General features: G+C 43.7%; 10 protein-coding genes, 1 tRNA gene, 1 rRNA gene and 1 riboswitch. Of the genes, 8 read left to right on the forward strand and 4 right to left on the reverse strand.

What is annotated here, in order from left to right; translation table 11 throughout:
• Positions 1-126: 126 nt before the first annotated feature.
• The 4 genes from CLHUN_RS01320 (at position 127) to CLHUN_RS01335 (ending at position 5,124) form a co-directional block, all read left to right on the forward strand.
• On the forward strand, positions 127-606 hold the full coding sequence (locus CLHUN_RS01320) for an HD domain-containing protein (protein ID WP_080062765.1): 480 nt from the start codon (positions 127-129) through the stop codon (positions 604-606).
• A 69-nt stretch (positions 607-675) separates the two neighbouring features.
• Positions 676-2,463, forward strand: coding sequence for an ABC transporter ATP-binding protein (locus tag CLHUN_RS01325; protein ID WP_080062766.1), 1,788 nt, complete (start codon positions 676-678; stop codon positions 2,461-2,463).
• Positions 2,460-4,196 carry an ABC transporter ATP-binding protein gene (locus tag CLHUN_RS01330; protein WP_080062767.1) on the forward strand — a complete coding sequence of 579 codons (1,737 nt, stop codon included), beginning with the start codon at positions 2,460-2,462 and terminating at the stop codon, positions 4,194-4,196. Before CLHUN_RS01325 ends, CLHUN_RS01330 begins: the two co-directional genes overlap by 4 nt.
• A gap of 130 nt (positions 4,197-4,326) precedes the next feature.
• Positions 4,327-5,124: a hypothetical protein gene (locus CLHUN_RS01335; protein ID WP_080062768.1), complete on the forward strand. Its 798-nt coding sequence runs from the start codon at positions 4,327-4,329 to the stop codon at positions 5,122-5,124.
• Positions 5,125-5,179: 55 nt separating this feature from the next.
• Here the strand turns inward: CLHUN_RS01335 and CLHUN_RS01340 are convergent, their stop codons facing one another.
• Complete coding sequence (locus CLHUN_RS01340) at positions 5,180-5,791, reverse strand: DUF2812 domain-containing protein (protein WP_080062769.1); 612 nt, start codon at positions 5,789-5,791, stop codon at positions 5,180-5,182.
• Positions 5,792-5,847: 56 nt separating this feature from the next.
• On the reverse strand, positions 5,848-6,168 hold the full coding sequence (locus tag CLHUN_RS01345; protein WP_080062770.1) for a PadR family transcriptional regulator: 321 nt from the start codon (positions 6,166-6,168) through the stop codon (positions 5,848-5,850).
• 333 nt (positions 6,169-6,501) lie between these two features.
• On the opposite strand from CLHUN_RS01345, the gene rrf reads away from it, so the two are divergent.
• A 5S ribosomal RNA gene (gene rrf / locus CLHUN_RS01350) occupies positions 6,502-6,618 on the forward strand.
• A gap of 6 nt (positions 6,619-6,624) precedes the next feature.
• Positions 6,625-6,700: transfer RNA gene (locus CLHUN_RS01355), tRNA-Asn, on the forward strand.
• 180 nt (positions 6,701-6,880) lie between these two features.
• On the opposite strand, the gene CLHUN_RS01360 is transcribed toward CLHUN_RS01355, so the two are convergent.
• Together CLHUN_RS01360 and CLHUN_RS01365 are read right to left on the reverse strand one after the other, a co-directional pair.
• The gene (locus CLHUN_RS01360) at positions 6,881-8,050 is read right to left on the reverse strand and encodes a class I SAM-dependent rRNA methyltransferase (protein WP_080062771.1); all 1,170 of its coding nucleotides are present in this window, start codon (positions 8,048-8,050) and stop codon (positions 6,881-6,883) included.
• Positions 8,051-8,052: 2 nt separating this feature from the next.
• On the reverse strand, positions 8,053-8,256 hold the full coding sequence (locus CLHUN_RS01365; protein ID WP_080062772.1) for a DUF896 domain-containing protein: 204 nt from the start codon (positions 8,254-8,256) through the stop codon (positions 8,053-8,055).
• 203 nt (positions 8,257-8,459) lie between these two features.
• Here CLHUN_RS01365 and CLHUN_RS01370 point away from each other — a divergent pair, with 203 nt between their 5' ends.
• Together CLHUN_RS01370 and CLHUN_RS01375 are read left to right on the forward strand one after the other, a co-directional pair.
• Entirely contained in the window at positions 8,460-8,924 is a 465-nt protein-coding gene (locus CLHUN_RS01370) for a chemotaxis protein CheW (protein WP_080062773.1), read from the forward strand.
• A 192-nt stretch (positions 8,925-9,116) separates the two neighbouring features.
• Positions 9,117-9,200, forward strand: a riboswitch (cyclic di-GMP riboswitch).
• Positions 9,201-9,226: 26 nt separating this feature from the next.
• Entirely contained in the window at positions 9,227-13,141 is a 3,915-nt protein-coding gene (locus CLHUN_RS01375) for a fibronectin type III domain-containing protein (protein WP_080062774.1), read from the forward strand.
• Positions 13,142-13,157 lie beyond the last annotated feature (16 nt).

The raw sequence follows: 13,157 nt of genomic DNA on the forward strand, positions 1-13,157 counted from the left end.
TTTTACATTTCTTCGCATAGTTATTGTCTTAAAACGCCTAATACAATATAATTGATAGAAAATAAACAATCTTTGTGTGGACAGCTTGGACATAATACATTAATAATAGGCAGGAGATGAAAAGATATGGATAAAATCGTGAGAGAAATGATCCTCTATTTTAATAAAGATGTGAAAAGAATTAACCATGCCCTGAAGGTGCATGATTTTTGCGCTGTAATAGCGGGACTTGAGGGACTGGATGAAAAAACCAGATCCATAGTTGAGCTTTCGGGAATACTCCATGATATAGGCATTAAGGAGGCAGAAAGAAAGTACAATTCTTCGGCAGGCCCCTATCAGGAAAAGGAGGGACCGGCTATTGCAAGGGAGATAATGGAAAAACACGGAATTGAGGCCGGAGTGATGGACAGAGTGTGCCATATAGTCGGAAATCATCACAGCTACGGCAGAATAGACGGAATTGATTTTCAGATTCTTGTAGAAGCCGATTTTATGGTTAATATATTTGAAGACGGGCTGGAAAGGTCTTCAGCGGCAACAATAAGGGAGAAATATTTTAAGACCGGAGCCGGCACGGAACTGCTTGAACAGATGTATCTTTAGGCACCGGGCAGCGTAACGGAGTATATATGTATATATAATCTTATTGTCACAATAAAAGGAGTTTTTTCTTTGTTCAGACTTGTAAAGTACTTAAAACCATATATGAAGCAGGTTACACTGGGGCCTGCCTTCAAGCTTCTGGAAGCAATTCTTGAGCTGCTCATACCGTTTATGATGGCAAAGCTCATTGATAACGGTGTTAAGGCAAACAATTCCACATTCATTTTGCAGATGGGCGGGTTAATGCTTTTAACAGCTATCATAGGTGCAGGCTCGGCATTTGTTTGCCAGTATTATGCATCGGTTGCTTCCCAGGGCTTTGGCACCACCATGAGAAATCTTTTATTCAAGAAAATTCAGGGCTTTACCTACAGTGAAATTGACAGAATCGGAACGCCCTCCCTTATAAACCGTATTACCAGCGACGTAAACCAATTGCAGTTTGCAGTGGCCATGCTTATACGACTGGTCATAAGAGTGCCTTTCCTTTGTATTGGCGGGCTTGTAATGGCCATTATAATCAGTCCCCGGCTGTCTCTCATATTATTGGTCATCATGCCGGTATTCGCAGTTTTTCTCTATCTGGTAATGTCCAAAAGCGTACCCTTGTTTAAAACCGTACAGAGGAGGCTGGACACCCTCTCAACAGTCATCAGGGAGAACCTGTCCGGGGCCAGGGTGGTACGGGCATTTGCAAGGCTGGATAAGGAAAGGGAGAGATTCAAAAAGAGCAATAAGGAATACGCCGATAACTCCATCAGGGTGGTCAGGATATCGGCCCTGCTCAATCCTGTGACAACGGTGGTTATCAATTTCGGCATTGCAGCCATACTTTGGTTCGGGGGCTTTCAGGTGTATGAAGGAAATATGACCCAGGGAGAAATTATTGCATACATCAACTATGTCAATATGATATTATCGGCTCTGATTGTTCTGGCAAACCTGGTGGTTACCTTTACCAAGGCGGCTGCTTCTGCTGTGAGGGTAAATGAGCTTCTGGACATCCGGCCTTCCATTGAAGACCCGGACAAATATGAAGAGCTGCTTCCGGCAGGCAGCCCGGAACCGTCTTTCGCCATAGAATTTAAAAATGTAAGTTTTTCCTATGACAACAGCTCTGGAGAAAATGTACTGCAGAACATTTCGTTTAAGGTTTTAAAGGGGCAGGTGGCAGGTATTATCGGTTCCACGGGTTCGGGCAAAACAACCCTTATAAATTTGATCGCCCGCTTTTATGATGCCACTGAAGGAAGGGTTTCTATTGGAGGAAAGGATGTTAAAGCTGTAAAACAGGCAGAGCTGAGAAATAAAATAGGTATGGTCCCGCAGAAATCCGTTCTGTTTACAGGAACCATAGAGGACAACCTCAAATGGGGGAAGCCTGATGCGACCTTTGACCAAATGCTGGAGGCGGCAAAAATCGCCCAGGCCTATGAATTCATAATGAAAAAGCCCGAAGGCTTCGCTGCGGAAATTACCCAGGGGGGAAGAAACCTGTCCGGGGGACAGAAGCAAAGACTTGCCATTGCCAGGGCCTTGATAAAAAAACCGGAAATATTGATACTGGACGACAGCTCAAGCGCCCTTGACTATGCCACTGACGCCGCTTTGAGACGTGAGATGAAGGACAGGCTGGCAGGAATGACCGCTGTTATTGTGACTCAGCGTGTGGCCGCAATTCGAAACGCAGATATTATCATAGTAATGGAAGAAGGAGAAATCGTGGGCATGGGCTCAAATGAAGAACTTCTTGAAAGTTGTCCGGTCTACAAAGAATTATACAGCAGCCAGGGCCTGAACAATTCCGCAGCAGAACCGGGTGCCAGCCCCGTGGGTAAGGGAGGTGGCGGACAATGAAAGGCAATATTTTAAAGAGGCTTCTGAAATATATACTCAGACACAGGCGGTTTGCCGCCGGTGCCTTGCTGTGTGCGCTGTTCAGCAATATCCTTATGATTGCGGGACCCTATATAATAGGTATGGGGGTTGACAATATTGCAGGTAAGGGCCGGGTGGATTTTGAAAACATTCTTTATATTGTTCTTGTAATTCTGGGACTGTATATTGTCAGTGCAATTTTCCAGTGGACCCTTCAGGTGCTTACGGGAAAGCTTGCAAACAGAGCAGTGGAGGAATTGAGAAATGACGTTTTTGTTCACGTGAGCAAAATGCCGCTGGAGTATTATGACAGGAATCCTCACGGGGACATCATGTCAAGGCTGACCAGTGATATGGAATATATATCGGAAGGAATATTCCAGGCGGTGACACAAATGGTTACAGGAATAATTTCAATCATAGGCTCCCTTGTATTCATGTTCATACTGAATCCTGCCATAACCCTGATAGTGCTTATTATGACTCCGGTAACCTTTTTGATAGCATCCTTCATAACACGGCGTTCTTCAAGGCTTTTCAAGGAGCAGTCCAGGTTGGGCGGAGAACTGAACGGCTTTGTGGAAGAGCTGATAGGCAGTCAGAAGGTGGTAAAGGCCTTTAACTATGAGGCTCGGGCACAGGAGAGGTTTGAAGAAATAAACGGAAGGCTGTACAAGGCTGGCAGATGGGCTCAATTTTATTCTTCCCTGGTCAACCCTTCAACACGCCTGGTAAACAATATAACATATGTCTTATTGGGCTTGACCGGCGGCCTGGCCGCTGTGGCAGGCAGATTGAGCGTGGGCTATATTTCAAGCTTTCTGACCTATTCCACATATTTTTCCCAGCCCATAAACAACATAACCAGCGTAACTACCCAATTGCAAACTGCAGTTGCATCCGCACAAAGAGTATTTGCCGTACTGGACAGCGAAACCGAGCAGACGGACAAGGGTCTGATGGAATTCAAAAGCTCCGGGGGGAAGGTAAGCTTTGAGGAAGTGACTTTTTCATATACGCCTGATACCAGACTCATAAGCAATTTCAGTCTTAATGTGCAAAAGGGAACCAGAATTGCTGTGGTGGGTCCTACCGGTGCGGGAAAAACAACCCTGGTGAATCTCCTGATGCGGTTTTACGATGCAAATAGTGGGAATATATATATTGATGATATCAATATCCGTGCTATGACCAAGGATAGCCTTAGAAAGTCCTTTGGAATGGTATTGCAGGATACCTGGCTGTTTTCGGGCACCATCAGGGAAAATATTGCATACGGAAAGCCCGATGCCACCGACGAAGAAATTGTAAATGCTGCAATATCCGCAAATGCGCACAGTTTTATAAGAAAGCTTCCCCTGGGCTATGATGCTCTGGTGACGGAAGGTGGGGGGAATCTTTCACAGGGACAGCGCCAGCTCTTGACAATAGCCCGTGTAATGCTTATAATTCCGCCTATGTTGATTCTTGATGAGGCCACCAGCAGCGTGGATACAAGAACAGAAATAAAAATTCAGAAGGCCTTCAATAAATTGATGGAAGGCAGAACAAGCTTTATTATTGCTCACCGGCTGTCCACCATCAGAGAGGCAGACGTGATTCTGGTAATGAATAACGGGCAGATAGTGGAACAGGGAAACCACGAGCAATTGATGGCAAAAGGTGGCTTTTACAGCAAACTGTATTACAGCCAGTATGAAACCGCAGATTAGCCTGTATGGCTGGGGAGGTTAGCGTGAAAGATACATGTGGTAAGTCAGAGTGTATTTCACGCAGCGAAAGCCACTACGTGTCTTTCATTACTATTTGTGTACACGCTATGCGCGTAGATGGGAGGTTAATATGGAAAATTTGTTTGAAAATTATAGAACTCAAAAGAAATTGCTGATGGAGGCACTGGTGCAGAAGGATTATATGGAAATTTACCAGTCCAGCCTACTGAAAAACGATTTCATTCTCAAGCTGGGTGAGCCCAGGTATGAGCTTCACAAGCTTGAGCTTAAGGTTGCCAGAACGAAATTGAAGCTGGATATGATGCAGACCTGCATACAATTTCAAATTCCTATAGACAACGAGCACATTGACCGAACTCTTGAAAAGGAGTTTGAGAAGCATTTCGACATGTTGAGGATTATGAAGAAGGAAATTGAAAGCGTACATAATATGAACGTATCAAATTGGGAGCTGGAAAAAGCTGCAATGCACTTGAAGGATTTATATGTTTCCATTGCAGAAAAGATTCATCCCGAGCTCAGTGTCATTTCCGACAAAAAGTCTGCAAGGATATGGAACGCGGCAAAGGCAGCATATGAAAGCAAGGATGTAAAGAAATTAAGAAAACTTCAAAAAAGGGTTCTATTGGAATATCAAGATGTTCCCGAACTTCAGGAGGAAGCTCAACAGGATATGAAAAAGGTTGTGAAAAAAATGAGATACAAAACAAAAACCGTTTTATCTGATATCGAGAATCTTAAAAAGCAGTTTCCTTTTAATGAAGCTGAGCTCCTGGAGGATGAGGAGGCCTTGGAGAGATTTAAAAGGGACATATCAAAAGATATAAAAGTGGCCAGAGAACTGCTGGATAAACTTGAAAAGCAAATATTGGAGAAACTGCCGCCTACAAGCGACTTGCTCAATTAAGGGATTCCGTGCCGTGACAGGATTCCCTTGAGGCGGCAGCTCAGCCGGACTGACTTTAACCGGCCAGCTTCTTTTTGTTGTAGAGGTCTCTGGCTTTAAAGGACCAGTATGCATATATCACGGTTAAAGTAAGCATTAGTATTAACGGCAGGAATCTGAAAATTACAAAGGGCGTTTCAAAAAGGAGGGCAAACCAGAAGGCGTTGCCGCTTTTTTTCCACAAACCCGGTGTCAGATACCCAAGCTTGCCAAAATTAAAGCCATTCATTGAAAAGAATGCGGTAAGATAGCATATGGTAATGGTAAATGCAAATATGCTCTGATTTGACAATCTCTTAAATCTTGCCGCCTTTGATTCAATGTCGGAAAAGATTTCAGCGGAATACTTGTTGTTGTTTGAGGGCAGGAAATACTGTCCGCCGGAATAAGTACTCCCGCAAACATGTATCCAGCCTGAATCCTGAAACAACTGCCTGTATTGCTGAAAATCACGTTTGTTTTTAAATACCCTGTAGTCTATTTTATAAGGAAGCTCCTGGGGCTTTCCCGGCTCGAAGGTATAGAAGCCAAGGGAATTATAGGACTTGAGCATATACCCCTTTTTTGCCATGGAGCGCAGATACTCTTCTTCCTTGTCCATATCTACAAAAATTTTTAATTTAATCATATAATCAACAACCTTTCATAATATTTTAGTTAATATTGCGTGATTATCCTGCCGGATCATTTTTCACCGGCTGTCACATTTCCCGAAATATTCACAAGATGCTTCAGACGCCGGATTTCCAGTTTTAGCACTTCCTTGCCCTCAGCGGTGAGCACGTATACCTTTCGCCTTGTATCTTCGGTAGCTACGGCTTTTATGAGCTTTTGCCGGACAAGATTTTCAAATGCTCCGTATAAAGTACCGGCAGCAATTTTCACCTTGTTTTCGCTTAACTGTTCTACATTCTGCATTACCGCATACCCGTGGGAGGGCTCCAGCAGCGAAAGCATTATATAGAAGGTGGTTTCGGTAAGAGGCAGGAACCTGTCAAAATTCATTAAAACATCTCCTTTTCTGTCAGTGTACAATCTTATAGACCGGTAAAACAAAAGCTGTTATACAGGACTGCTATATACAGGAAAACTTTATACAGGTTAACTGTACAGTTAAAGTATATACAGTCTGACTGTATATGTCAAGGTTTTATTGTAAAATTTATGGAGCTGCTGTGGAGGGACGTAAACAGGGTTTGAAAAAGATATAAAAAAGGTTAAATAGCTGAAATGGAAAAAACTGCGAAGAAAACTGTTGACAGCCATGCAGAGGCATGTTAATATAATCAGGCTGACGCAGCAAGCGGAAGGCGATACACTTTTATTCAAGTTTAATTTTCCGGTGGAAATAACGAGATGGATACACCCGTTCCCATACCGAACACGGCAGTTAAGCATCTCCGTGCTGATGATACTTGGCTGGAAACGGCCCGGGAAAGTAAGTCTCTGCCGGATTTATATTCCTCAATAGCTCAGTCGGTAGAGCATGCGGCTGTTAACCGCAGGGTCGTAGGTTCAAGTCCTACTTGAGGAGCCAGAAGAACTGTTTTTGATGGAATTTAATTCCAGGTAGGGACGGTTCTTTTTTTATACTTAAATTTAACCACATTTTTAACCGGCACCGCAGGTTTAATTTACTGATATAAAAAACCTGCGGTGCTTGGAGAAGCCTTATCCGCAGGTTACTATATTTTCATACAGCTTTTATATATCCTTGCTATACCACTTGCAGTATGGCGCATTTCAAATATTCCGTTTCGGGAGAAGCCAGCAAAACGGGGTGGTCCTTGGCCTGAGACCTGTATTCCACAACCCTGACACGTCGTCTGGAGTCGGCGGCGGCGTCATATAAAATGTCCATGAACAATTCAGAGTCAACATGCTGTGAGCAGGAGCAGGTAATGAGATAGCCGCCTTTTTTAATTATTTTCATTGCCCTTAGATTGATTTCCTTGTAACCTCTGATTGCTCCCTGTACGGCATTTTTGGTCTTGGTAAAGGCAGGCGGATCAAGGACAATGGTATCAAAGGTTTCACCCGTATCATAGAATTCCCGCAATATATCAAAGGTGTTGGCTGCCTGGAATTTTACAACCGAAGCCAGACCATTGATTTCAGCATTTTTTGTAGCGCAGCTTACCGCGTGTTCCGATATATCAATGCCCAGAACGCTGGAGGCTCCAAAAAGCCCGGCGTGCAAAGCAAAAGAGCCCGTGTGGGTGAAGCAGTCCAGAACCTTCACGCCTTTTACAAAGGGGGCAATGGCGGCCCGGTTTTCCTTCTGGTCAAGAAAAAAACCGGTTTTCTGTCCGTTTTCCACATCCACAAGAAATTTAACGCCATTTTCAGTCATTTCCACAAGAGTATCAAAGGGTCCTTTCAGAAAGCCCTTCTGCATTTCAAGCCCTTCAAGCTGTCTTACAGGCACATCGTTTCTTTCATAAATGCCCCTGGGTTTTATAATTTTATCCAGAATACTTACTATATCTGCCTTAAACCTGTCAATTCCCAGTGCAAGGGTCTGAACCACCAGAATGTCGGAGAACTTGTCCACCACCAGTGCCGGCAGAAAGTCCGATTCGGCAAAAACCACACGGCAGCTTTCAACGTCGGCAACCTGCTTCCTGTAGTTCCAGGCATCGCTTATCCGCTTATAGAGGAAATCATGATCTATTTCTTCATGCTCGTAAGTAAGCATTCTTATGGTTATCTGAGACTGAGGGTTATAGAAGCCTCTGCCAAGAAATTTGTTTTTGCTGCTGTATACATCAACAACATCACCTGGAGTTATGTCACCGTCAGTATGTGAAATGTCGCTTCTGAAAATCCAGGGATGACCGTATTCCACTCTGCTTTCCTTGCCCTTAACAATGTAGGCTTTTGCCATGTCTAGTTATCCTTTCTCAGACTTCTTCTGTTCCCGTTTTTGTCTACAATAACCGTATTGTCCAGTGTAGCCTTCAGATTTGACCTGAAGGAGGCTATATATTCTTTTCTCAACAGTTCCCGTTCAGCCAGCTCAGCCTCGGAAAGGGAAGAAGTTTTTGCTTTTTTGGCCAGTTCATTCAGTCTTTCAATTCTGCTCTTTTCCATAACAACCATCCTGTCTTTATATGATATTAAACTTATATCAGGTAATCTGTATATGGTGCTTATTTTATTTTACATAAAATATACAGGCTTTATGATTCCTGAATAGCACAGCTTGTATTATATCAAAAATTATGTCCTTTAAAAAGCGTGTATTGTGTGATATTATTAAAAATAAAGATACATATATTTGGGAGGTGGAGGGAATGGCTGACATACAGGTTGTTGTATTTACCTTAAATAACGAATTGTGCAGTGTTGAAGCATCTATGGTATTTAAAATAGAAAAATACGGCGAGGTGTCTCATATTCCAGAAATGCCTGATTACATAAAGGGACTTTATGACCTCAGAGGAAGAGTAGTTCCCATAGTGGATTTGAATAAGAAATTCAATATGGGTGCTTCTGAAATAACAAAGAAAACAAAAATCATTATTTCTGAAAAAGACGGGCAGCTATTTGGATTTATGGTAAACAATGTTCTTGAGATAATTAATTTAAACGAAGCGTCCATTGACAGGTCTGATGCCATAATCAAGGTCAACAACAAGAAATACATTACCGGAGTAGGTAAGAAGGATGAAAAATTATTCTCCATAATCGATTTGAATGAAATTCTCCGTCAGGACGAGGTGGAGCAGGTAACAGAAGTGATTACCGTCAAGGAATAAATTGAGAATACAGTGATTGACAGCTTATATGTTTGTTCATATAAGCTGTTTTTTGTTGTCTGAAATGGAAGTAAGCAGAGACAAGAGCTACATATTAGGTAAACATAAAATTAATATCAATTGTTGACATAAATATCCATTAAATGATAAAATATTGCTACTTGTAACTTTTTATAACAAAAACTACAGCATCTGCAAAATTGAGGGGTTGACACATGGCTTATATTCGGGCACTTGAGTTATGTTGAGCCAGTGGTACGACCGGCTTTTTTGTCGCTATTTTTTATCATTCGGGGGTAATTATGAGGAATACAAAAAGGTTTCTTTCGTGCTTATTATGTTTGATTTTATTGTTTGAACTTGCATTCTCAGAGATTGGCATTGCTGATGCTGCAACAACCGACAAATTAAAGGACATGAAAAGTGTAAGTCAGACAAGTGGCACTGTGAGTAAAAAACATCTCCTTGTAAGTGCTGCCGAGGAATTTTCCACAACTTCGGAAGCAGTATCTCTTAAAGTTCAAATGTATAATTCCAATAAAGCTTCTTCAAGCAATACTATTTTTCCTTATTACAAAATATACAATGCAGGGGAGGCCCCTGTTGCCTTAAGCACACTGAAAATCAGATACTATTACACAGCCGGCGGCAATATGGAGCAGAACTTCTGGTGTGATTGGTCCGGCATAGGCAGCTCCAATGTTGAAGGAGCCTTTTTCAAAATGGCTGAAAAAAAGAAAGATGCGGATACCTATCTGGAAATTTCCTTTAGAAGTGAGGCTGGCAGTCTGGAGCCGGGTGCGGACCTTGAAATCAAATGCAGAATTGCCAAGGTTGACTGGTCAAATTATGAGCAGTCGGATGACTATTCCTTTAACAATACAGCAACAGAATATTCAGACTGGAACAAGACAACCGGCTACCTGAACGGAAGACTGGTCTGGGGACTGGAGCCGGGCACAGAAGGACCTGCCGATATCACTCCGCCGTCAGTGCCGGAGAACCTGTCAAGCTACAGCATCTCAGATAATGAAATATCACTTGTCTGGTCACCGTCTGCTGATGACCAGGGAGTTTCAGGATATGTTGTCTATAGAGAAGGTATGGAAATCGCACGGGTTGAGGGAACCAGCTTCAAGGATTTGAGTATTCAACCGGGTATAACATATACATATGAGATTGCCGCGTATGACTATTCGGCTAATTTTTCAGGCAGAAGCCGTGCTGTTATGGCAAAAGCCGGAGAGAATATCAGCGCAGCTATTAAGCTGCAGCTTAACAATGCAAATAAGTCAAACAGCAGTAATACGATTTTCCCCTGGTACAACGTTGTAAACACAGGAAATGTGCCTGTTAACCTGGACACCATCAAGCTCAGGTACTATTACACAGTAAACGGTGACAAAAAGCAGAATTTTTGGTGCGACTGGTCAAGTGCCGGAAGCAGTAATATTACAGGAACATTTATTAAAATGCCCTCTGGAGTGGACGGGGCGGACTATTGCCTGGAGATTGGCTTCAAGAGCGGGTCTGGAGTGCTTCAGCCTGGAAAGAGTGTTGAGCTGCAGTGCAGAATTGCAAAAGAGGATTGGGCAAATTACAGCCAAGACGACGACTATTCCTTTAAGGTTAATAGTGCAGGATATGCCGACTGGAGCAAGGTAACCGGGTATATAAACGGCAAGCTGATATGGGGTCAGGAGCCCATAGCCCCAATATCAAACTTCAGAATAACGGCGGCTTCAAGGGAAATTGCTCTATTCTGGGACCAGGTTCTGTCAGCAGCGGAATATGAACTTGAGACAGACGGAGAAGAAATTGTAACTGTAACAGGTACATCATATATTCATACCGACTTATTGCCCGGGACAATACATAAATACAGAATCAGGGCGAAAAACCAGATCATGTACGGACCTTGGAGTGAATACCTTACAGGGATAACCTTGCTGGATATGCCATCGGGAGTATTGAAGGAAGTCTCGGAAAGCAGTATAACTGTTTCCTGGGAACCGGTGGAAGGGGCTGTAAGCTATGACCTGGAGGTGGACGGAGTACAGCTTGCTAATGGAACAAACACCTGGTATACCTTGGAACAGCTTGAAATGGGAACACTTCACACCATAAGGTTCAGAGCGGTGGGAAGGGATGTTGCGGGAGAATGGACCCGGTTAATGCAAATCCGGACACTGCCTCAGGTTCCGGAAGGCATAAAGACCACTAAGACCAGTAATTCCATAACGCTGGAATGGAGCAGTGTGGCGGGAGCCTCGGGCTATGAGGTGGAGGTGTACGGAAATATTGAGGATAACGGCAGCAGCACTTATTATACCCTGAGCGGACTGGAACCAAATACCCAGCGTACCTTCAGGATAAGGGCAAAGAATCCGGACGGTACAAGTGCATGGAGTCCTGTAATAGCGGCCAGCACGCTGCCCGGCGCCTCCTTCAATGTAAATGCGGAACCGGAAGCACGTTCAATAACTGTTTCCTGGGAAAGACAGCCGGGTGCGGTTTATTATGAAATAGAAATTGACGGTACAGAAATAAGAAAGGTTGATGAAAACCTTTTTGAGCATAAAAATCTTGAGCCTAATACGGAACACGCCTATAGGATAAGAGCCGGAAACAGTGACGGAGTCACCGGATGGAGTCCTGTTTCTAAAGCCGTAACCTTGCCCGATGTACCGGCTAACCTCCTCATTTCATCAGTTGCCAGCAATGGGATTTCGTTAAAATGGGACAGGGTTACAGGTGTAACAGGTTATGATATTGAGGTTGACGGCAGGATTATAGACAATGGTGAAAGCACCGGCTATACCCATACGGCTTTGACTCCCAATACCGAGCACAATTACAGGGTCAGGGCCCGTACCGGCAGTGTGGCGGGAGCTTGGAGCAGCTATGTGAAGGGCACTACCTTGCTTCCGGCTCCGGGCAACTTAAAGGCAACCTCCTGGGGAAATGAAATAAGGCTTACCTGGGACATGGTATTGGGCGTGGCCGGCTACGAAATAGAAATAGATGGCACGACAGTGGACATAGGATTGAACACGGAATATGTCCAGTCGGGGCTGAATCCAGGACTGTCCCATGTATACCGTGTCAGGGCCAGGAATGAAAATGGCCGGGGAGACTGGAGCACACTTGTTACCCAAACCACCCTGCTGGCAAAGCCATCAAATCTTATGGCAATATCAAAAAGCAATTCAATAATACTTAGCTGGAACAGTGTGGATGGGGCGTCCTCATATGATGTAATGGCAGACGGCAAGCTTGTGGGAAATATAGGCGGTACAACATACACGCATAACAACCTGGAGCCCAATTCCATGCATACCTACAGGGTAAGAGCGGTTAATAGCCAATCTGCAGGTGAATGGAGTGATATGACTGCTGCGTTTACAACTGTGGGAGTGCCCGGAAATATTGAGGCCTTTGCAAAAAGCACTGAGATATCAATAACCTGGGATGAAGTGGACGGAGCAGAGGCCTATGACGTAATGGCGGATGGGAAGGTAGTGGCTAATGGTGCCGATACGGTTTACACACATAAAAAATTACTTCCCAATACCGTACATAAGTATTCGGTAAGAGCCAGGAACAAGAACGGAGAAAGTGCCTGGAGCAGTGAGGTGTCTCAATTGACGGGGCCTGGTGTTCCGGTCAATATAAAGGCTATACCGGAAATAAGCCAGATTTCCTTGAGCTGGGAAAAGCCGGAAGGAGCCGCAGCATATGAAGTGGAAGTTGACGGAGAAATTGTTGAGGACATAAAGGCTTTAAAGTTTATACATAAGGAGCTGGATCCCAATACAAGGCATGAGTACCGGCTCCGGGCTAAAAACAAGGAAGGTGTTTCCGGGGACTGGAGTGAGCTGCTTGAAGTAAACACGCTCAATGAATTAATAATCGATGTTGAGAAGGATAATTGCTTCAATTTTGTAATTGCGGTGCCTAAAAAAGCAGGTGTGGACAGCTATGAAATAACAGTCAGCTATGTTCCGGAGGATGTGGAAATAGTTGACCTGTACGCAGCCACACCCAAGCTTGAGCTGGAAACAGGCAGCATAGCGGGAACCAATATAACCATAGAGGAAATAGAAGAGGGCAGGATAGTATACAGGGTTGAGAATGCGGATAAATCAGTAGTTACAATAATTAAGTTTATCTCAAAAACCAATGCTGAAAGCAGGTTGTCATATACGGTTAAGTAAGGATATTAAAATATAT

It is taken from the genome of Ruminiclostridium hungatei, assembly GCF_002051585.1.
Lineage (GTDB): Bacteria > Bacillota > Clostridia > Acetivibrionales > DSM-1351 > Ruminiclostridium > Ruminiclostridium hungatei.

What these genes read in the sequence shown, in the direction of transcription:
- CLHUN_RS01320 (WP_080062765.1), top strand. Translation starts at nt 127, where the DNA reads ATGGATAAAATCGTGAGAGAAATGATCCTCTATTTTAATAAAGATGTG.
- CLHUN_RS01330 (WP_080062767.1), top strand. Translation starts at nt 2,460, where the DNA reads ATGAAAGGCAATATTTTAAAGAGGCTTCTGAAATATATACTCAGACAC.
- CLHUN_RS01335 (WP_080062768.1), top strand. Translation starts at nt 4,327, where the DNA reads ATGGAAAATTTGTTTGAAAATTATAGAACTCAAAAGAAATTGCTGATG.
- CLHUN_RS01340 (WP_080062769.1), bottom strand. Translation starts at nt 5,791, where the DNA reads ATGATTAAATTAAAAATTTTTGTAGATATGGACAAGGAAGAAGAGTAT.
- CLHUN_RS01345 (WP_080062770.1), bottom strand. Translation starts at nt 6,168, where the DNA reads ATGAATTTTGACAGGTTCCTGCCTCTTACCGAAACCACCTTCTATATA.
- CLHUN_RS01360 (WP_080062771.1), bottom strand. Translation starts at nt 8,050, where the DNA reads ATGGCAAAAGCCTACATTGTTAAGGGCAAGGAAAGCAGAGTGGAATAC.
- CLHUN_RS01365 (WP_080062772.1), bottom strand. Translation starts at nt 8,256, where the DNA reads ATGGAAAAGAGCAGAATTGAAAGACTGAATGAACTGGCCAAAAAAGCA.
- CLHUN_RS01370 (WP_080062773.1), top strand. Translation starts at nt 8,460, where the DNA reads ATGGCTGACATACAGGTTGTTGTATTTACCTTAAATAACGAATTGTGC.
- CLHUN_RS01375 (WP_080062774.1), top strand. Translation starts at nt 9,227, where the DNA reads ATGAGGAATACAAAAAGGTTTCTTTCGTGCTTATTATGTTTGATTTTA.